Source organism: Delftia sp. S65 (assembly GCF_016516495.1).
GTDB classification, from domain to species: Bacteria; Pseudomonadota; Gammaproteobacteria; order Burkholderiales; family Burkholderiaceae_C; genus Comamonas; species Comamonas acidovorans.
On sequence record NZ_JACVUR010000022.1, the window covers coordinates 1 to 17689 of the forward strand.

Sequence of the window (17689 nt, forward strand, 5' to 3'; positions counted from 1 at the left end):
CCCCCCCCGCCCCCCGGCGCCGTTGGGGGGCGCCCCCCCCCCGGCCTCACTCTTACAGGAGAAAACGCCATGAATACATCCGTACAGACGCAAGCCGAAGCCGCTGAAGAGGCGGTCCAGAGCGCCGTGGAAGTCCAGCGATTCCCCGAGAAGTTCGAAGCCACGGTCACCGGCAATGTGCAGCACCGGGTAGGCGACGGCCCCCTGGAAGACATTCCGCGCGGCACCCGTGTGCAGGTGGCCACGGCCATCGGAAGCTATGTGCTGTCCTGGACCCAGGACGAGCAGCCGATCACCGTGTCGCTGGCCAAGCGCGAGTTCGAGCTCTATGTCGATACCGGGGAGATCGAGGTCAGCCAAGCCTGACGCCGGCCATGTCCCATCCACTCCCAAAAGCCCTGCGGCCTGACAGCTGCAGGGCTTTTTGCATGGTGGCCCGGCCCGCGCTCAGGCCGGCAGCTGCAGCGCGGTCTGGATGTGCACCTCGCCGGCCAGCAGCTTGTGCACGGGGCAGGCCTCGGCCACCTGCAGCAGGCGCTGGCGCTGCTCGTCGTCCAGCGCGCCTTGCAGCGTGATCTGGCGCTCGATCAGGTTGCCGCTGGCCGGCGTGCCTTCGGGGTTCAGGCGCAGTTGCACGTCCACCTGCTCCAGCTTCCACTGCTTGCGCGCCGCGTACATCTGCAGCGTGACCGTGGTGCAGGCGCCCAGGGCCGACAGCAGCAGCTGCAGCGGGTTGGGCGCCGTGTCGCCGCCGCCCTTGTCCGCAGGTTCGTCCACATGCCAGCTGTGGCCTTGGGGGTCGCCGAGCGTGACGCGATAGGGGGTGTCCGTGCTGGTGGCGTGGGCGCTGTGGATCATGGAAGGTCCTTTGTCCTGGGGTGTCGCAAGAGGGGTGGGAGAGGCAACGGACGACTCTACGCCTGCTTCGCGTCCGCTGCCTGGGGCCGGTGCTTCATGCGCAGCGGGATTTTGAGGTAGTGCACGCCATTGGCCTCGGCCGCAGGCCAATGGCCTGCGTGCATGTTGACCTGGATGGCGGGCAGCAGCAGGGCGGGCGCGGACAGCGTGGCGTCTCGCTGGTTGCGCATGGCCACGAAGCTTGCCTCGTCCACGCCCGTGTGCACATGCACATTGCCGGCGCGTTGCGCGTCCACCGTGGTTTCCCAGGCATGGCGGTCGCGGCCCGGCGCCTTGTAGTCATGGCACATGAACAATCGCGTTGCGGGCGGCAGGGCCAGCAGGCGCTGGATGGAGCGGAACAGCGTGCCCGCATCGCCGCCGGGGAAGTCGGCGCGCGCCGTGCCGTAGTCGGGCATGAACAGCGTATCGCCCACGAAGACCGCGTCCGCGATGCGGTAGGACACGCAGGCCGGCGTATGGCCGGGCGTGTGCATCACCTCGATGCGCAGCCCGCCCAGCGGCAGGCTGTCGCCGTCGGCCAGCAGCCGGTCGAAGGGCTGGTCGCCGCCGGACGCGGGCAGGTTGAAGACGGGGCGGAAGATGCGCTGCACCTCGCGGATGTGCTCGCCCACGGCAATCGGGGCGCCCGTGCGCTCGCGCAGGTACGGGGCTGCGCTGAGGTGATCGGCATGGGCATGGGTTTCCAGAATCCAGCGCACTCGCAGGCCCTGGGCCTGCGCGGCCTCCAGCACGGCATCGGCCGAGCCGGTGTGGGCCTGGCCGCTGGCGTGGTCGTAGTCGAGCACGGGGTCGATGACGGCGGCATCGGCCGTGTCCGCGTCCCAAGCCAGGTAGGTCACGGTGTGGGTGTTGGCGTCGAAGAACGGTGCAATGCGCAGCGGTGATGTCATGAGGGCACTCCTGGTTCGATGGCTCATGTGCAGCCTGTCGGCAATTATATTAGAATTTGCTAAATTAGATTGTTCTTGATCAACCATGACCGAACCGACGCTCTCTCCCGAACAGGCCTTTTTGCAGCAGGGTGCTGCACGTGCCGCCGCGCTGCTGCGCGCCGTGGGCAACGAGAGGCGCCTGCTGGTGCTGTGCCTGCTGATCGAGCATGGCGAGCTGTCCGTGGGCGAATTGCTGCAGCAGATCCCGCTGAGCCAGTCGGCCCTGTCCCAGCACCTGGCCCGCATGCGCGAAGAGGGTCTGGTCGCCTACCGCCGCGAGTCGCAGACGCTGTACTACCGCATCGCCAATCCCGATGTGCAAAAGCTGGTGGCCACGCTCAAGAGCATCTTCTGCGCCTGAAATCCTCTGTTCCCAAGGAGCTGATCCATGTCTCTTTCCTCCGTCTCCTCCCAAGCCGCCCGCCAGATGCAGGAGCAGGGCGCCTGGCTCATCGACATCCGCGCGCCGGACGAACATGCGCGCGAACGCATAGGCGGCGCACGCAGCATGCCCATGGACCGCCTGGCGGCGGGAGCCCTGGCCGGCGCGCCCGCCGCCGTGGTCTTTCACTGCCGCTCCGGCCACCGCACGCGTCTCAACGCCCAGGCCCTGGCGGCAGCCTTGCCGCCCGGCTGTGCCGGCCATGTGCTCGACGGCGGCCTGGACGCCTGGAAGGCACAAGGCCTGCCCGTGCTGCGCGACAGCCGCCAGCCGCTGGAGCTGCAGCGCCAGGTGCAACTGGGCGCGGGCGGGCTGGCACTGCTGGGCGCCGTGCTCGGCGCCACGGTGTCCCCGTGGTGGCACCTGCTGTCGGCCTTCGTGGGCTGCGGCCTGATCGTGGCCGGTGCCACGGGCTTTTGCGGATTGGCGCGCGTTCTGATGAAGGCGTCCTGGAACCGGCGCGCCCTGGGGCAGTGACGGCGCCTGCACTGAATCCAGCCTGACGCCTGATGTCCGACCCCCAAGTTCCCCTGTTCAGGGGACTGTGGAGAACCCCGGACGGCAGTACGATAGCTGTATGACATCTGTTTACGCTCAACGCCGCGCACGCTTGGCCGCCCAGTTGGGCGCTGGCGGCATCGCCATCATTCCCACCGCTCCCGAGCGCCAGCGCAACCGGGATACCGACTACCTGTACCGCCACGACAGCTACTTCTACTACCTGACCGGCTTTGCCGAGCCCAATGCCTGCCTGGTGCTGGCCGCCGACGGCACCAGCGTGCTGTTCTGCCAGCCCAAGGACCTGGAGCGCGAAATCTGGGACGGCATCCGCCTGGGCCCCGAGGCCGCCGTGGCCACGCTGGGCGTGAGCCAGGCGTTCTCCAGCGCCGAGATCGATACGCGCCTGCCCCGCCTGCTGGAGAACCGGGGCCGCCTCTGGTATCCGTTCGCCACGCATGAAGGCCTGGCCGTGCGCGTGGAAGGCTGGCTGGGCCAGGTGCGCGCGCGCGTGCGCTTCGGCGCGCTGTGCCCGGCCGAGCAGGGCGACCTGTGCACGCTGCTGGACGAGATGCGCCTGGTCAAGGACGCGCATGAGCAGGACATCATGCGCCGCGCCGCCGCCATCAGCGCCCAGGCCCATATCCGCGCCATGCAGCGCTCGGCACGCATGCTGCGCGCAGGCCAGGAGGTGCGCGAATACCACCTCGACGCCGAGTTGCTGCATGAATTCCGCCAGCAGGGCTCGCAGTACGTGGCCTACGGCTCCATCGTGGCGGCCGGCGCCAACGCCTGCGTGCTGCACTACCAGGCCGACAAGGCGCCCGTGCATGCGGGCGAGCTGGTGCTGATCGACGCGGGCTGCGAGCTCGACGGCTATGCCAGCGACATCACGCGCACCTTCCCTGCCGATGGCCGCTTCACCGGCCCGCAGCGCGCGCTCTACGAGCTGGTGCTGGACAGCCAGAAGGCCGCCGTGGCGGCCACGCGCGCCGGCGCGCGCTTCAACGATCCGCACGACGCCACCGTGGCCGTGCTGGCGCAGGGCATGCTGGACCTGGGCCTGCTGGACAGAAAGGTCTATGGCAACGCCCAGGACGTGATCGAGCAGCGCGCCTTCTTCCAGTTCTACATGCACCGCACGGGCCACTGGCTGGGCATGGACGTGCACGACTGCGGCAGCTATGTGGAGCCCTCGGAGCTGGGCCAGTCGCACGAGCGCAAGGACCCGCTGTCGGGCGAGACCATCACCAACCGCCCCAGCCGCATCCTGCGCCCGGGAATGTGCACCACCATCGAGCCGGGCATCTACGTGCGCCCTGCGGCCGGCGTGCCCGAGCAGTTCCACAACATCGGCATCCGCATCGAGGACGATGCCATCGTCACCGAGACGGGCTGCGAGCTGATCACGCGCGGCGTGCCCGTGGAGCCCGACGAGATAGAAGCCTTGATGCGTGACTGACAACGCCAGCCTGCCCACCACCGGCCCCGTGTCCACCCTCATGCCCGCCCCATCGGCCTATGTCCCGCCCGCGCTGCCGCGGCTGAGCTGGCGCATCTTCACGGTGCTCTGGCTGCTGGGCCTGCCCGGCGTGGCGGCCATGGCCTGGTTCGTGCTGCCCGACTGGATGCGCCTGCTGGGCCTGCCCGTGGAGCCGCTGGCCACGCCGCTGGCCGGCATTGGCGTGATGGCCGCGCTGCTGGCCCTGCCCGTGGGCGTCGGGGTGTGGCTGGGGCCAAGGCTGGGCCTGTCCGCACCGCTGCTGACCACCTGGGTGGCCGGGCGTTCGCCCCAGCGCGCCGTGCGCTACCTCACGTTGCCGGGGCTGGCTGGCGGCGTGGTCGGCGCGGCCTGGCTGGTGACCCTGGCCCTGGCCTGGCCCGACGACCTGACCCTGATCGACCCCGTCTACGCCATGCCGCTGGGCGCCAAGATCCTGTACGCGGGCATCACGGCCGAGCTGGTGATGCGCCTGGGCGGCATGACGCTGGTGATGTGGCTGCTGTGGCGGCTGAGCGGGCGCACCGACCGCCGCCCGGGCTGGATGCTGGGCTGGTGGTCGGTGATGCTGTCGGCCCTGCTCTGGGGCTTGCTGCAGCTGGCGCTGGCCTGGGGTACCTGGGGCGGCCTGTCGGACGGGCTGGTGCTGCAGCTGCTGCTGTTCGAAATCGTCCACGGCGCCGTGGGCGGCTTCCTGTTCTGGCGCTATGGCCTGGAGGCGGCCATGGTGGCCCATGCGATCACCTATCTGCTCTCGCACGGGCTGGTGTGACTCTAGCCAAACCTCAGCGAGCCGAACAAGCCTTCGGTCTCATCCTTGGGGCCGGCCGCGAAGTACAGGGCATTGCTGTCGCCAAGGGCCACGCCGTTGCCGAACTGCAGCGCCCACAGGCCGGGTATGGCGACCGGGCGATCCTGGCCATCGCGCAGCTCGTCCACGTAGCTGCCGCTGTCCAGGTCGAAGGCGCAGATACGGCCCGCGCCGCCGAAGTTGCCCACCAGCAACCGGCCCGATAGCGGCCCGAAGTCGGGCGGTGCGATGGCCACGCCCCAGGGGGCGTTGAGCCTGCCATCGTCTGAATAGATCCGCTGCAGGCGGCCGTCCAGATCGAACTCGACCAGCTTGCCGCGCGCGGGGCGGTTGCCGGTTGCGGCCTCGCGCTCTGCATCCATGGCATCTTCCTCACCCGCTAAGAAGGCGCTGGCGTCCTCGGGGTCGGGCTGGCTCATGGCGTAGAGCACGAAGACGCGGTCTCTTGAGCCGTCGTTGACAACCTGGATGTTGAACGGCACGGGATCGCCAGGTCTGGCAACACCGGCAGGGCCGCTGGCGAAGGGGTTGACGAAGCCCTGGGTGGGGGTGAGCTGCCACTGCGCGTCCAGTGTGCGGATCTGAGGCTGGTCGCCGAAATCGGCCAGCCACAGACGGTCCCAGCGGCCCGTATGCAGGGCCGCGCCGAAGAAGGCCATGCCCCGGCCCGTGCCATCGAAGACCTCGACGGCTGGGCCGTCCACGCGCACGATGGCGCCCGTCTCGGCGTCGCGCTCGGTCCAGGCGCTGACGCTGCCGCTGTCGGTCACGAAGACGAAGCGCGCCGCGCCGTCGAGCAGGCGCCCGCCTGCGGGCTGGCTGCGCACGCGGAACAGGTGGGATTCCAGGGGCGCTCCGTGGTAGACCACGCCAGTGACCTTGCCTGCGCTGCTGTCGTCGATCCGGGAGTCCGACTGGGGCACGGCCACCTTGCGAAGGCCGTCCTGGCGCAGTGTGCGCAGGCTTGGCTCGGACGAGCGCGAGACGTCACCCAGGAATTGCCAGGAAGTGCCACCGCCGCCAATCCAGAAATGGCCGCCTGCGCCGGCCGGGCGGATGGCAATGCCCCAGCCGTTGACGAAGTCGGGTTCCGTGAAGCGCGCGCCGTAGCCAGCATGGCTGGCGAGCAGGGGTGTCTGGAGGTAGCGGTTGGCGGGTGCGCCGCCGCCGCAGGCGGTCAGCGCCGAGGAGGCGAGGGCGCTCAGAACAAAATGTCGCCGGTCGAGCATGTTGGATTTTCTGGTGGCATGGCAAAGCGGTGGATGGGTTGGCTGAGCATGCGAAACCAAGGGGCACCGGATGTTCTGGCTGCTGCCTGCGAACCCGGGGGGCCGCAGATATGAACAGGCGATGCTAGGGAGGGGCCGCCTGCCGGGTCAATGCGGCCCCGTCTGATTCTGCAGAGCGATGCAGGAGGACTCAGCGCAGCTGCCTGCGCAGAATCTTTCCGGTCACGGTCTTGGGCAGTTCCTCGCGCAGCTCGACGATGCGCGGCACCTTGTAGGCGGCCATGTGCGCCTTGCAATGGGCGATGAGTTCCTCGGGCGCGGCCTGCCGGCCCGCTTTCAGCGAGACCACGGCCTTGACGGTCTCGCCCCGGTAGTCGTCTGGCACGCCGATGACGGCGGTCTCGCGCACGGCGGGATGGGTGTAGAGCACGTCCTCGACCTCGCGCGGCCAGACCTTGTAGCCGGCGGCGTTGATCATGTCCTTCTTGCGGTCCACCAGGTAGAACCAGCCGCGCTCGTCCATGAAGCCCACGTCGCCCGTGCGCAGCCCGCCCTCGAACATGGCGTCGGCCGTGGCTTCGGGCAGGTTCCAGTAGCCGGACATGATCTGCGGGCCGGCCGAGACGATCTCGCCGATCTCGCCCGGCGCGGCCTCGCGGTGCTGGTCGTCGATGATGCGCACCACCGTGCCATAGACCGGCACGCCGATGGACAGCGCACCCGATGCCGGGTCCACCGGCGCCCGCGCGCCCAGCGGCACGAAGTGCGTGGGCGAGCAGGTCTCGGTCATGCCGAAGGCGTTGTGGATGGCCAGGCCCGACAGCTGCTCGAAGGCCTGGATCACGGCCGGCGCAATGGGCGCGCCGCCCGAGTACAAGGCCTTGAAGCTGCGGAAATCCTCGCGCGAGACGCCCGGGTGGTTCATCAGCGCCACGAAGGCGGTGATGGCGCCGATGGTGAAGCTGGGCCGGTGCTCGCGCATGGATTCGAGCATGGTCTCGGGATGGAAGCGGTGGCTGAGCACCAGCGGGCAGGGCACCAGCAGGGCCAGGGCCACATGGCCGACCAGGCCGGTGATGTGGAACAGCGGCGCCAGGCCCAGCACGCTGTCGTCCGCCGTGATGCCTATCCAGTCGCGGTAGGTCTGGGCGTTGAAGGCCAGGTTGCCATGCGTGTTCATGGCGCCCTTGGGCTGGCCCGTGGTGCCCGATGTGTAGGTGATCACGGCCGTATCGTCCGCCGTGGGCCGGCGCGCCAGCGGCGCGGGCTGGCCGCCGGCCTGCACCAGCGCAAGCAGGTCCAGCGTGCCATCGGCCACGGGCAGGCGCGGACCGTCGCCGAGCACGCGCGCATCGCCGCGCGTCTGCCAGTCCAGCGCCGATGTGGTGACCACGGTGGCCAGCGGCAGGCCGCCGGCCGCATGCACTTCGCGGGCCACGTCCAGGTACAGCTGGTTCAGGCACAGCAGGGCCTGGGCGCCCGCGTTGTGCAGGATGTAGTGCAGCTCGCGCTGCCGGTTCATGGGATTGACCGGCACGGCGATACCGCCCAGCTTCCAGGCCGCCACCAGGCCGATGACGAAGGCCGGATTGTTCTGCGTATAGAGGGCCAGCCGGTCGCCGGCCGCAAAGCCCCGCGCCTGCAGCGCATGGGCCAGCGCGCTGGCGGCCTGGTCGAGTTCGCGCAGGTTCAGCCCGCCGTCGAAGTAGCGCACGATGGCGCAGCCGGGTGCCGCAGCCAGCGAGGCTTCGAACAGGTCGAGCATGCTGCCGAACTGCGGCCGCATCTCGGCCGGCTGGCCCGGCGCGTAAAGGCCCAGCCAGGGTCTGTCGTGCGATGGGGCCGCGCTCATTTGATCACCACGGGATTGACGGGCGAGCCCGTGGCGCGGTGGATCTTCAGCGGCGCGGCCACGTACAGAAAGGTGTAGCGGCCGTCGTGCGCGCAGCTGTCGGCCAGGGCCTCCAGGTCGCAGATCTCGGTCAGCGTCACGCCCAGGTTGCGCATCAGCGCGCAGTGCAGCGGCAGGGCCACGCCGTGCACGGGGTCCATGGTGACTTCGTTGGCGATGGTGTCGGTGACCAGGTTGGGGATCTCCATCGCATGGAACCAGTCCACGAGTTCGGGCGAGTAGGTCAGGCCGGGCTCGCAGAAGTCGTTGTAGAAGCTCGCCTGGTCTTCGTAGAAGCCCGACAGGAAATTGGTGCGCACGATCAGGATGTCGTGCTTTTCTATGGTGTGCCCCTGGGCCTTGGCGCAGGCCATCAGGTCTTCGTGCGTGAAGGTCTCGGCACGCTCCAGCGCCACTTTGCCGCGGTGGCGCGCCATGTCCAGCAGCACGCCGCGCCCCACGATGCCGCGCGCGCCCAGCGCCTCCACGCTGGCCTTGTCCAGCCCGCCGATGGTGGTGCGTGCGTCATAGCCATTCCAGATGCGCCCGCCGTACCAGACATGGCCCAGCGCGTCGTACTGGGTCGATCCCTGCAGGAAGGCGTCCAGCTTGTCATCGGCATAGTGCAGGCCGCCGGGGAACCGGGGTGCATCGGGGCCGTCCCAGCTGGACTCGTCAAACACCATGGTGCGCTCGGCCGGCGTGCGACCGGGCCAGACCGGATCGCCGCGCGGGTCGCCGATCAGCCGCTGCAGCGTGAAGGTCTCGCCCGAGCGGATGTGGGACACGCCGCGCAGCACCTCGGCGGGCGTGAGGAAGTTCAGCGCCCCGACCTCGTCGTCGGGTCCCCAGCGGCCCCAGTTGCTGGGGGCGTTCCTGAGCAGATCCTCCATCAGCGGGGCGTCGTCGTGCGTGTGTCCATGGTCGTGGGCATGTCCCATGTCTGTCTCCTGTCGTTGGTTTGTCGAACAAGGCGCGCAGGGCATTCAAACGCCAGGAGGGGCGCGAGGCTGTCGCGGGTTCGACACGCGGGCGGCAGGCATTGCGAACGTCCCGGGCAAAACTGCTTTCACAGGCGGCAGGCATGGCGGCGTGCCTGCGCCGGCGATGCTGCGCTGCAGCATCAAAACCCATAGCGGCAAAGGCCAGGCGCCACGGTGCTTTGCGATGCGCTGCGTGCCGCGCCTGCGCGATCTGCGGGGTGCCTGGGGCCTGGCTTTCAGCCCCTGGCCACATGCCGGAATGTTGCCTTCATGTAACCGCATTCGTGTGAGAATTGAAACCCGATTACAAACCCTGAGCGAGAGACATTCCATGCAAGTCCGCCGTGCCACCAAGATCGTCGCCACCCTGGGCCCCGCTTCCAGCGACCCGCAACTGCTGGAACAGATGGTGCGTGAAGGCGTCAACGTGGTGCGCCTGAATTTCAGCCACGGCAAGGCGCAGGACCACATCGACCGCGCCACCATGGTGCGCGAGGCGGCTCAGCGCGCAGGCCGCGAGGTGGCCATCATGGCCGACCTGCAGGGCCCCAAGATCCGCGTCGGCAAGTTCGCCGAAGGCAAGGTCATGCTGGAGCCCGGCGCGCGCTTCGTGCTCGACGCATCGCGCACAGCGCCCGGCGACCTGGGCGGCGTGGGCCTTGACTACAAGGAGCTGCCGCGCGACGTGAAGCCCGGCGATGTGCTGCTGCTCAACGACGGCCTGATCGTGCTCACCGTGGACCATGTGCGCGGCGACGAGGTGCACACCACCGTCAAGCTGGGTGGCGAGCTGTCCAACAACAAGGGCATCAACAAGCAGGGCGGCGGCCTGACGGCCCCGGCGCTGACGGCCAAGGACATGGAGGACATCAAGACCGCCATGAGCTTCCAGGCCGACTACGTGGCCGTGAGCTTTCCCAAGAACGCCACCGACATGGAGATGGCGCGCCAGCTGTGCAACGTGGCTGCGGCCCAGTACGGCCACAAGCCCGGCCTGATCGCCAAGATCGAGCGCGCCGAGGCCATTCCGCGCCTGGAAGAGATCCTGCATGTCTCCGACGGCATCATGGTCGCCCGTGGCGATCTGGCCGTGGAAGTGGGCAACGCGGCCGTGCCCGCGCTGCAAAAGAAGATGATCCGCATGGCGCGCGACATGGACAAATTCGTGATCACCGCCACGCAGATGATGGAGAGCATGATCACCAACCCCGTGCCCACACGCGCCGAGGTCAGCGACGTGGCCAACGCCGTGCTGGACGGCACGGACGCCGTCATGCTCAGCGCCGAGACCGCCGCCGGCAAGTACCCGCTGGAGACCGTGCAGGAAATGGCCAAGATCTGCGCCGCCGCAGAAGCCGCCGAAGACCCGGACAGCGATGCCGAGTTCACCGGCCGCCAGTTCTCGCGCATCGACCAGTCGATCGCCATCGGCGCGCTGTTCACGGCCCACCACCTGGGTGCCAAGGCCATCGTCGCCATGACGGACAGCGGCTCCACCGCGCTGTGGATGAGCCGCCACCGCATCCACATCCCCATCTACGCGCTCACGCCCAAGATCTCCACGCAGCGCAAGATGGCCATGTACCGCAACGTGCGCCCCCTGCTCATGGACACCAGCGCCGACCGCGACACCGCGCTGGACCAGGCCGAAGGCCATCTGCGCGCGCGCAACATCGTGCAAAGCGGCGATGTCTATGCCATCACCTGCGGCGAGCCCATGGGCCAGCCCGGTGGCACGAACATGCTGAAGATATGTCGTGTGAACTGATGCGCACGCATCCGCTGCGCGTCAGTGATTGAACCCGACCCGGGACAGGCCCACAGGCCTTCCCGGGTTTTTTGTTTCAGAGCGTGCCTGAGCCCAGGCGTGCCAGCAGCGGTCCGCCTGCACGGCGGCGCCACAGCGCGGCATGCCAGACCAGGGTGGCGCTGCAGATGCCCACGATGGCGCCGCCGACCACATCGGACGGGAAGTGCACGCCCAGGTGCACGCGGCTCCAGGCCATGCCCAGGGCCAGCGACCAGGCGGACACCATGACCCAGCGGCGGTGGCGCGTGCAGCCCAGGGTCAGCGCCTGGGCCAGGGCAAAGGCGCCCGTGGCGTGCATGCTCGGAAAGCTGGACCGCAGCGCGTGTTCCACCCATTGCACGCCCATGCCCAGCTGGGCAGGACGCGGCGCAGGAAAGCCCCAGCGGATCAGCCGCGCCACGGCCCAGGCGGCCAGCATGGACAGCAGGGCCAGCACCAGCGTGCCGCGCAGGGCGGGCGAGCCGCGCAGCAGCCCGGCCATCACGGGAACGGCGCACAGCGAGGGAAGCCAGGAGGAGATGGCGCGCGCCGCCTCGATCGAGATGGCGGGCGTTTGCGCGTTGGCGTTCAGCAGCGTGAACAGGGCGGGGTCCAGGGGCAGCATGGCAAAGCTCGATCAGGGGGCGGAAGGCGGAAGGCTGGCGGCGGGCCACAGGGAGTCAGGCGCGCTGCCCCGGGTGCGCAGCGCACGTGTGACCGCCAGGTCGAAGAGCCAGCCCGCCGTCCAGCACAGCCAGCCGGTCCACAGCGTGTGGCTCATGAAATGGGCGCCGCGCATCTGCTGGGCCAGGCCCATCGACAGGCCTGCGGCCAGCGAGACGGCCAGCCAGATCCAGGCTGCGCGCGGTGCATGGCGGCGCAGCGCGAAATAGCCGGCCAAAAAGGCGAAGCCCGCCGAGGCATGGCCTGCGGGAAAGCAGCGCCCCGGCCCGCCATCGGCCAGGCCCAGCGACCAGTGCGATACATGGCGCGCCACGCCGCCGAACTCGGCCAGGTCCCAGGGGCAGCTGGTCGCGCTGGTGTACTTGAGCAGCGAGATCAGGGCCAGCGACAGCAAGATGCCCGCCACCAGCTGCACGCGCCGCCCATGGGGCAGCAGGCGCAGCGGGCCCACGGGCCGCCAGACGCACAGCGTCAGGCCCAGCACCACCAGCCAGGCCAGGCGGCGTGCGCCTTCGTGGGAGATGTTCACGAAGAACCAGTCCGAACGCAGTGCAAAGCCATCAGCGTCGCCAAACCAGCGGGCCATGGCCAGGTCCAGGGCGCTGGCATCCCAGGCCAGGACCACGGCCAGGGCCGCCAGGGTCCACAGCAGGGTGCGTTTGAAGGAGGGGCCCTGCGCGGGGGCTGCGGAGAAATCTCGGGGTTCAGGTGTCGGCATGGCCGGCAGCATGAGAAGCGCGGCTTAAACCCGTCTTAACGCATGCCCCGGCGTGCGGCCATCGTCTGGCACCGCAGCCGGCAGCGGTCATTGCACAATGCGCGCATGCGAATACTGGTCGTCGAAGACAACGCGGGCATTGCCGCAGGCCTGCAGGCCAATCTGCAACAGCGCCGCTACGCGGTCGATGTCTGCACCACCGTGGCCGAGGCCTGGCATGCGCTGGAGATGGAGCGCTTCGATGCCGTGCTGCTGGACCTGGGCCTGCCCGATGGCGACGGCAGCGAAATCCTGCGCCGCCTGCGGGGCCCGCGCCGCCCGGGTGGCGACAGCCAGGCCCTGCCGGACCCCAACACGCCCGTGCTCATCCTGACCGCGCGCGACCAGGTGCGCGAGCGCATCGCCGGGCTGGACCTGGGTGCCGACGACTACCTGGTCAAGCCCTTCGACATTGACGAGCTGGAGGCGCGGCTGCGCGCCATGCTGCGCCGCGCAGGAGGCCAGGCGGCACCCGTGATCCGCCATGGCGAGCTGGAGGTCGACCCGGCCGCGCGCACCGTGCGCCGCGACGGAAAGCTGGTGGAGATGTCGCCGCGCGAGTTCTCCGTACTCTGGGTGCTGCTGCAGGCACGCGGGCGCGTGCTCTCGCGCCAGCAGATCGAGGAACATCTCTACAGCTGGGGCACGGCCGTGGAAAGCAATGCCGTCGAAGTCCACATCCACCACCTGCGCAAGAAGCTGGGCAATGCCAGCATCGTCACCATGCGTGGCGTGGGCTATTTCCTGCCCGTGGAGAACACATGAGCACCGCGCCGGACCGCCGCCCCTCGCTGATCTGGCATCTGATGGCCTGGATGCTGGGCGCGCTGGTCGTGGTCTGGGCCAGCTTCGTGGCACTGGGCTACCAGACCGGCGTGCACGAGGCCGACGAGCTCACCGACGGCCACCTGGCCGGCGTCGCTGCGCTGGTGCTCAATCTGGAAGTCGCAGGCGCCGTAGGCCAGGGAGCAGCCACGCCCGTGCATGAGCCCCCCGGCCTCATGGCCCACGACTACCAGCAGTCGCTGAGCGTGGCCCTGTGGGATGGCGCGGGGCGGCTCATCTCGCGCACGGGCGATGCGCCCGAGCCCTCCTTCGACACCGAGCAGGGCTTTGCCACGCTGCGCCTGGGCCCGGAGCGCCGCGCCTGGCGCAGCTTCACCCAGTGGAGCCGCGACCATGCGCGCAAGGTCAGCGTGATGATCGAGCTGCAGGAACGCGACGAACTGGCCGACGACATCGCGGGCCAGATGGTCGAGCCCGGCCTGTGGCTGCTGCCCGTGGTGGCGCTGGCGCTGGGGCTGGCCATTCGCCGGGGCATGCGGCCGCTCAACGAACTCTCGCGCGAGGTGGAGCGCCTGGACCTGGCCCAGGCCGAGCGCGTCTCGCATCGCCACGCGCTGCGGGAATTCATGCCCGTGGTGAACTCCATCAACACCTTGCTGGACCGCCAGCAGGAGGCGCTGGAGCGCGAGCGCAGCCTGGCCAACGAAGTGGCCCATGAACTGCGCACGCCGCTGGCCTCCATCGCCTTGCAGGCGCGGGCCCTGGGCGATGCGCCGGCTGGTGCCATGGACGCCCCGGCCCAGCGCCAGGCGCTGGCGCAGATAGGCCAGGACGCGTTGCATGCCGGCCATGTGCTCAGCCAGCTGCTGGCACTGGCGCGCGCCGGCCGCGCCATGCTGGCCGAGCCGCCCGTGCCCGTGGACCTGGCCGCGCTGGCCCGGCAGGTGGTGGCCGCCCATGCGCAGGCGGCCTGGCAGCGCGACTGCAGCCTGTCCGTGCAGGCGCCTGAGGCACTGGGCGTGATGGGCAATGCCGTGCTGCTGGAGCTGGCGCTGCGCAACCTGGTGGAAAACGCCCTCAAGCACACGCCGCACGGCACGCAGATCGAAGTCCAGGCCGGGCAGGGGCCCGACGGCGAGGTCTGGCTGCAGGTCTGCGACGACGGCCGCCGTAGCGACGGCCGCCGCGATGGCGCAGAGCGCGCGGCAGCGCCCGTGGATAGCCTGCACCTGGGCCACGAGATCGTGGCGCGCGTGCTGCGCGCCCACCAGGGAAGCTTTGGCGAGGCCGCGCCGCCCGAAGGCTTCACGACCTGCTACCGCATGGGAATGCCCGGGACAGGGTTGGCGGCAGCTGGTTAAAATCGCCAGTTACCAAGCGGTTACTGCCGCGATCCCCCGGCCGTGGCCCCGTAGCGCACCCATGACGCAGCGGCGGCTGCTATGCGGCAGGGGCATCCCCCTCTCAACAACTTGATACGGACCCTACACATGCCTCTCGTTTCGATGCGCGAACTGCTGGACCACGCTGCCGAAAACGGCTACGGTCTTCCCGCCTTCAACGTCAACAACCTGGAGCAGGTGCAAGCCGTGATGTCGGCCGCTGACGAAGTGGGCGCACCCGTCATCCTGCAGGCCAGCGCAGGCGCCCGCAAGTACGCCGGCGAGCCCTTCATCAAGCACCTGATCCAGGCCGCTGCCGAGCAGTATCCCCACATCCCCCTGGTCATGCACCAGGACCACGGCACCTCGCCCGCCATCTGCCAGGGCGCGCTGAACCTGGGCTTCGGCTCGGTGATGATGGACGGCTCGCTGATGGAAGACGGCAAGACGCCTTCCTCCTTCGAATACAACGTGGACGTGACCCGCAAGGTCGTGGAAATGGCCCACAAGCTGGGCGCCACCGTCGAAGGTGAGCTCGGCTGCCTGGGTTCGCTGGAAACCGGCATGGCCGGCGAGGAAGACGGCGTGGGCGCCGAAGGCGTGCTCGACCACTCGGCCCTGCTGACCGACCCCGAGGAAGCGGCCCAGTTCGTCAAGGCCACGCAGCTGGACGCGCTGGCCATTGCCATCGGCACCAGCCACGGCGCCTACAAGTTCACGCGCAAGCCCACGGGCGACATCCTGTCCATCCAGCGCGTCAAGGAAATCCACGCGCGCCTGCCCAACACCCACCTGGTCATGCACGGCTCCTCCTCCGTGCCCCAGGAACTGCTGGAAATCATCCGCCAGTACGGCGGCGCCATGAAGGAAACCTACGGCGTGCCCGTCGAGGAAATCCAGGAAGCCATCAAGCACGGCGTGCGCAAGATCAACATCGACACCGACATCCGCCTGGCGATGACCGGCGCCGTGCGCAAGTTCCTGGCCGAGAACCCCGAGAAGTTCGATGCCCGCGAATGGCTCAAGCCTGCCCGCGAAGCCGCCAAGCAGATCTGCAAGGCCCGCTACATCGAGTTCGGCTGCGAAGGCCAGGGCGCCAAGATCAAGGGCTACACGCTGGAGCAGATGGCCGCCAAGTACGCTGCCGGTTCGCTGCAGCAGGTCGTGAACTGAACGGTTCCTTCCCCTTCAAAAAAAGCCCGCCGGTCCGCCCGGCGGGCTTTTTTGTTGTCAGCGCGGCGCGGGGGCTGCAGCCGGGGTCCGCTGGGGCACGGCCATGGCCATCTCGTCATCGGGCACCACGGGCTGGGGGTGGCTGGCGTTCCAGCCCGACACCAGCAGGCTGGTGCCCGACAGCACCAGCAGCAGGCAGACCATCCATTCGACCAGCCGCTTGGGCAGGGCGGGCGGATGGCGCATGTGCAGCCAGGTCACCACCGTCACCACGGGAAAGGCCAGGGCCGCCGCCAGCAGCACGCTGGCGGTGATCTCGCCCTCCCAGGCCACCATCACCAGGCGCAGCAGCGCGCAGGTGAGGAACATGGCAAACAGGCACTGGCGCACCACCAGGCGGTCCAGCGGCTGGCGGTACAGGTGGTAGACCATGGGCGGGCCCGGCGTGGCAAACAGCCCGCCCAGCACCCCCGATGCCACACCGGCCACCCACAGCGACACCGGTCCCGACACCTGCGCGTTGACCTGCTTTTGCAGCAACAGCAACAGCGCGCAGGCCACGATGGCCAGGCCCAGCAGCATGCGCAGCCCGCTCAGCGCATTGCCGCTGAGCCACTGCAGCAGCAGCACGCCGCTGATCACGCCGATGACGCTGCTGATCAGCATGGGCTTGAGCAGCGTCCACTGCGGCACCTGGCGGTGGGCGCGCAGGTAGGCCACGCCGTTGACCACGGACAGCAGGCAGGCCACGTTGGCCGCATCGCCAATGCCCATCAGGTGCGTGGCACCGGCCACGCCCACGAAGATCAGCCCGAAGGCAAAGCCCGTCAGGTTCTGGCAAAACGTCGCCAGGCCCACCAGGGCCAGGAACATCACATACTGGATCACGCTCATCGAAAGGCTTTCTGGCGCGCCGCTGCGCCGAACCGGCGACGCTATCACGAAGCGCGAGCCGCTGCCTGCAGGTGCAGGGGGCAGGGCGCCAAGCCGCCGATCGCCAGGCCGCACTCACCGACGCGCGGTGTATCAGCCCGGCGCGTTGAGGCGTTCCAGCCGCTCGGGCGTGCCCACGTCGGTCCAGCGGCCCGTGTACAGGCTGGCCCCCACCTGGCCGGCCGCCATGGCGCGGCGCAGCAGCAGTACCAGCGGCACGCGCCATCCCTCGGGGTTGCCGGGCGGGATGTCGCACCAGGGCGCGGCAAATAGCTCGGCGCGCAGCAGCGCAATGGTGCCGTAGGTCTGGCGCGGGCGGGCATCGCCCTCGGGCCAGTCGCAGGCCAGGCCCAGTTCGTCCACGCCGAAGTCGCCACGCGGGTGGTGCTCGGGGTTGGGCACCAGCCACAGATGGGCCAGGCGGCCGCTGGCCGCGAATTCCCGGGCGGCCTCGAACGGAAAATCGAAGTCGGGCGCGTAGACATCGCCGGCCGCCAGCCAGAACACATCGCCCAGCAGCGGCAGCGCGCGCGCAATGCCGCCGGCGGTCTCCAGCGCCTGCTCGGGCTCGGGGGAATAGGCCAGTTGCAGCGGCTCGCCCCCGTTGTCAGGCACGAATTGGGGGCCGAATCGCGCCGGAATCTGCGCGCCCAGCCAGCCCGTGTTGACCACCGCGCGGCGCACGCCCGCCCGGGCCAGCGCCTGCATGTGGTGCTGCAGCAGCGGCTGGCCCTGCACCTGCAGCAGGGGCTTGGGTGTGGTGTCGGTCAGCGGCCGCATGCGCTCGCCACGGCCTGCGGCCAGCAGCATGGCAGGCGGCTGTTCGGTGAGGGAAAGCGCCTTGGCGGCGGGGAACGGCGGGATGGGCTGGGCGGTCATGGAGGGCAACTGTAGACCATTGCCAGCGGCCATTGCCCCGCGCCCGGGAGCCGAAAACCCCAGTCCTTTAAAATGGCCGGCTTATTCTGATTACCCCC

Annotated in this window: 18 protein-coding genes; 9 read left to right on the top strand and 9 right to left on the bottom strand. The window is 69.2% G+C overall.

Annotation, left to right across the window (positions count from 1 at the left end; all coding sequences use genetic code 11):
• The first annotated feature begins 69 nt into the window (after positions 1-69).
• Positions 70-366 (top strand): hypothetical protein, encoded by a 297-nt coding sequence (locus IAE24_RS17615; RefSeq protein ID WP_012202852.1) that lies wholly within the window; start codon positions 70-72, stop codon positions 364-366.
• Between the two features lie 81 nt (positions 367-447).
• Here IAE24_RS17615 and IAE24_RS17620 read toward each other — a convergent pair whose 3' ends face one another.
• Together IAE24_RS17620 and IAE24_RS17625 are read right to left on the bottom strand one after the other, a co-directional pair.
• A complete protein-coding gene (locus IAE24_RS17620) occupies positions 448-858 on the bottom strand; it encodes an OsmC family protein (RefSeq protein WP_012202853.1) in 411 nt (136 codons plus the stop codon).
• Positions 859-914: 56 nt separating this feature from the next.
• Positions 915-1811, bottom strand: a complete 897-nt coding sequence (locus tag IAE24_RS17625) for an MBL fold metallo-hydrolase (RefSeq protein WP_199961270.1) — start codon at positions 1809-1811, stop codon at positions 915-917.
• Positions 1812-1896: 85 nt separating this feature from the next.
• Between IAE24_RS17625 and IAE24_RS17630 the strand changes: the two genes are divergently transcribed.
• The 4 genes from IAE24_RS17630 (at position 1897) to IAE24_RS17645 (ending at position 5066) form a co-directional block, all read left to right on the top strand.
• Complete coding sequence (locus tag IAE24_RS17630) at positions 1897-2214, top strand: ArsR/SmtB family transcription factor (RefSeq protein ID WP_012202855.1); 318 nt, start codon at positions 1897-1899, stop codon at positions 2212-2214.
• Positions 2215-2241: 27 nt separating this feature from the next.
• The gene (locus tag IAE24_RS17635; RefSeq protein WP_199961271.1) at positions 2242-2772 is read left to right on the top strand and encodes a rhodanese family protein; all 531 of its coding nucleotides are present in this window, start codon (positions 2242-2244) and stop codon (positions 2770-2772) included.
• 100 nt (positions 2773-2872) lie between these two features.
• Positions 2873-4255, top strand: coding sequence for an aminopeptidase P N-terminal domain-containing protein (locus IAE24_RS17640; RefSeq protein ID WP_199961272.1), 1383 nt, complete (start codon positions 2873-2875; stop codon positions 4253-4255).
• Positions 4248-5066: a hypothetical protein gene (locus IAE24_RS17645; protein ID WP_012202858.1), complete on the top strand. Its 819-nt coding sequence runs from the start codon at positions 4248-4250 to the stop codon at positions 5064-5066. Before IAE24_RS17640 ends, IAE24_RS17645 begins: the two co-directional genes overlap by 8 nt.
• 2 nt (positions 5067-5068) lie before the next feature.
• Here the strand turns inward: IAE24_RS17645 and IAE24_RS17650 are convergent, their stop codons facing one another.
• From IAE24_RS17650 to IAE24_RS17660, 3 genes are all read right to left on the bottom strand, one after another.
• The gene (locus IAE24_RS17650) at positions 5069-6334 is read right to left on the bottom strand and encodes a TIGR03118 family protein (RefSeq protein ID WP_199961273.1); all 1266 of its coding nucleotides are present in this window, start codon (positions 6332-6334) and stop codon (positions 5069-5071) included.
• A gap of 190 nt (positions 6335-6524) precedes the next feature.
• On the bottom strand, positions 6525-8186 hold the full coding sequence (locus IAE24_RS17655; protein ID WP_199961274.1) for an AMP-binding protein: 1662 nt from the start codon (positions 8184-8186) through the stop codon (positions 6525-6527).
• Complete coding sequence (locus tag IAE24_RS17660) at positions 8183-9166, bottom strand: cyclase family protein (protein ID WP_199961275.1); 984 nt, start codon at positions 9164-9166, stop codon at positions 8183-8185. Before IAE24_RS17660 ends, IAE24_RS17655 begins: the two co-directional genes overlap by 4 nt.
• Positions 9167-9539: 373 nt before the next feature.
• On the opposite strand from IAE24_RS17660, the gene pyk reads away from it, so the two are divergent.
• A complete protein-coding gene (gene pyk, locus IAE24_RS17665; RefSeq protein ID WP_012202862.1) occupies positions 9540-10976 on the top strand; it encodes a pyruvate kinase in 1437 nt (478 codons plus the stop codon).
• A 76-nt stretch (positions 10977-11052) separates the two neighbouring features.
• On the opposite strand, the gene IAE24_RS17670 is transcribed toward pyk, so the two are convergent.
• Both IAE24_RS17670 and IAE24_RS17675 read right to left on the bottom strand, forming a co-directional pair.
• Positions 11053-11622, bottom strand: coding sequence for a phosphatase PAP2 family protein (locus IAE24_RS17670; protein WP_199961276.1), 570 nt, complete (start codon positions 11620-11622; stop codon positions 11053-11055).
• A gap of 12 nt (positions 11623-11634) precedes the next feature.
• Positions 11635-12411: a phosphatase PAP2 family protein gene (locus IAE24_RS17675; RefSeq protein ID WP_199961277.1), complete on the bottom strand. Its 777-nt coding sequence runs from the start codon at positions 12409-12411 to the stop codon at positions 11635-11637.
• A gap of 93 nt (positions 12412-12504) precedes the next feature.
• Here IAE24_RS17675 and IAE24_RS17680 point away from each other — a divergent pair, with 93 nt between their 5' ends.
• The 3 genes from IAE24_RS17680 to fba all read left to right on the top strand — a co-directional run bounded on the left by IAE24_RS17680 (position 12505) and on the right by fba (position 15779).
• The gene (locus tag IAE24_RS17680) at positions 12505-13203 is read left to right on the top strand and encodes a response regulator transcription factor (RefSeq protein WP_013804530.1); all 699 of its coding nucleotides are present in this window, start codon (positions 12505-12507) and stop codon (positions 13201-13203) included.
• The gene (locus IAE24_RS17685) at positions 13200-14585 is read left to right on the top strand and encodes an ATP-binding protein (RefSeq protein WP_199961278.1); all 1386 of its coding nucleotides are present in this window, start codon (positions 13200-13202) and stop codon (positions 14583-14585) included. Before IAE24_RS17680 ends, IAE24_RS17685 begins: the two co-directional genes overlap by 4 nt.
• Positions 14586-14714: 129 nt before the next feature.
• Positions 14715-15779: a class II fructose-bisphosphate aldolase gene (fba, locus tag IAE24_RS17690; RefSeq protein ID WP_013804528.1), complete on the top strand. Its 1065-nt coding sequence runs from the start codon at positions 14715-14717 to the stop codon at positions 15777-15779.
• Positions 15780-15836: 57 nt separating this feature from the next.
• Here fba and IAE24_RS17695 read toward each other — a convergent pair whose 3' ends face one another.
• Both IAE24_RS17695 and IAE24_RS17700 read right to left on the bottom strand, forming a co-directional pair.
• Complete coding sequence (locus IAE24_RS17695) at positions 15837-16673, bottom strand: sulfite exporter TauE/SafE family protein (protein WP_199961279.1); 837 nt, start codon at positions 16671-16673, stop codon at positions 15837-15839.
• A 132-nt stretch (positions 16674-16805) separates the two neighbouring features.
• Positions 16806-17591 carry a nucleotidyltransferase family protein gene (locus tag IAE24_RS17700; protein WP_199961280.1) on the bottom strand — a complete coding sequence of 262 codons (786 nt, stop codon included), beginning with the start codon at positions 17589-17591 and terminating at the stop codon, positions 16806-16808.
• Between the last annotated feature and the right edge of the window lie 98 nt (positions 17592-17689).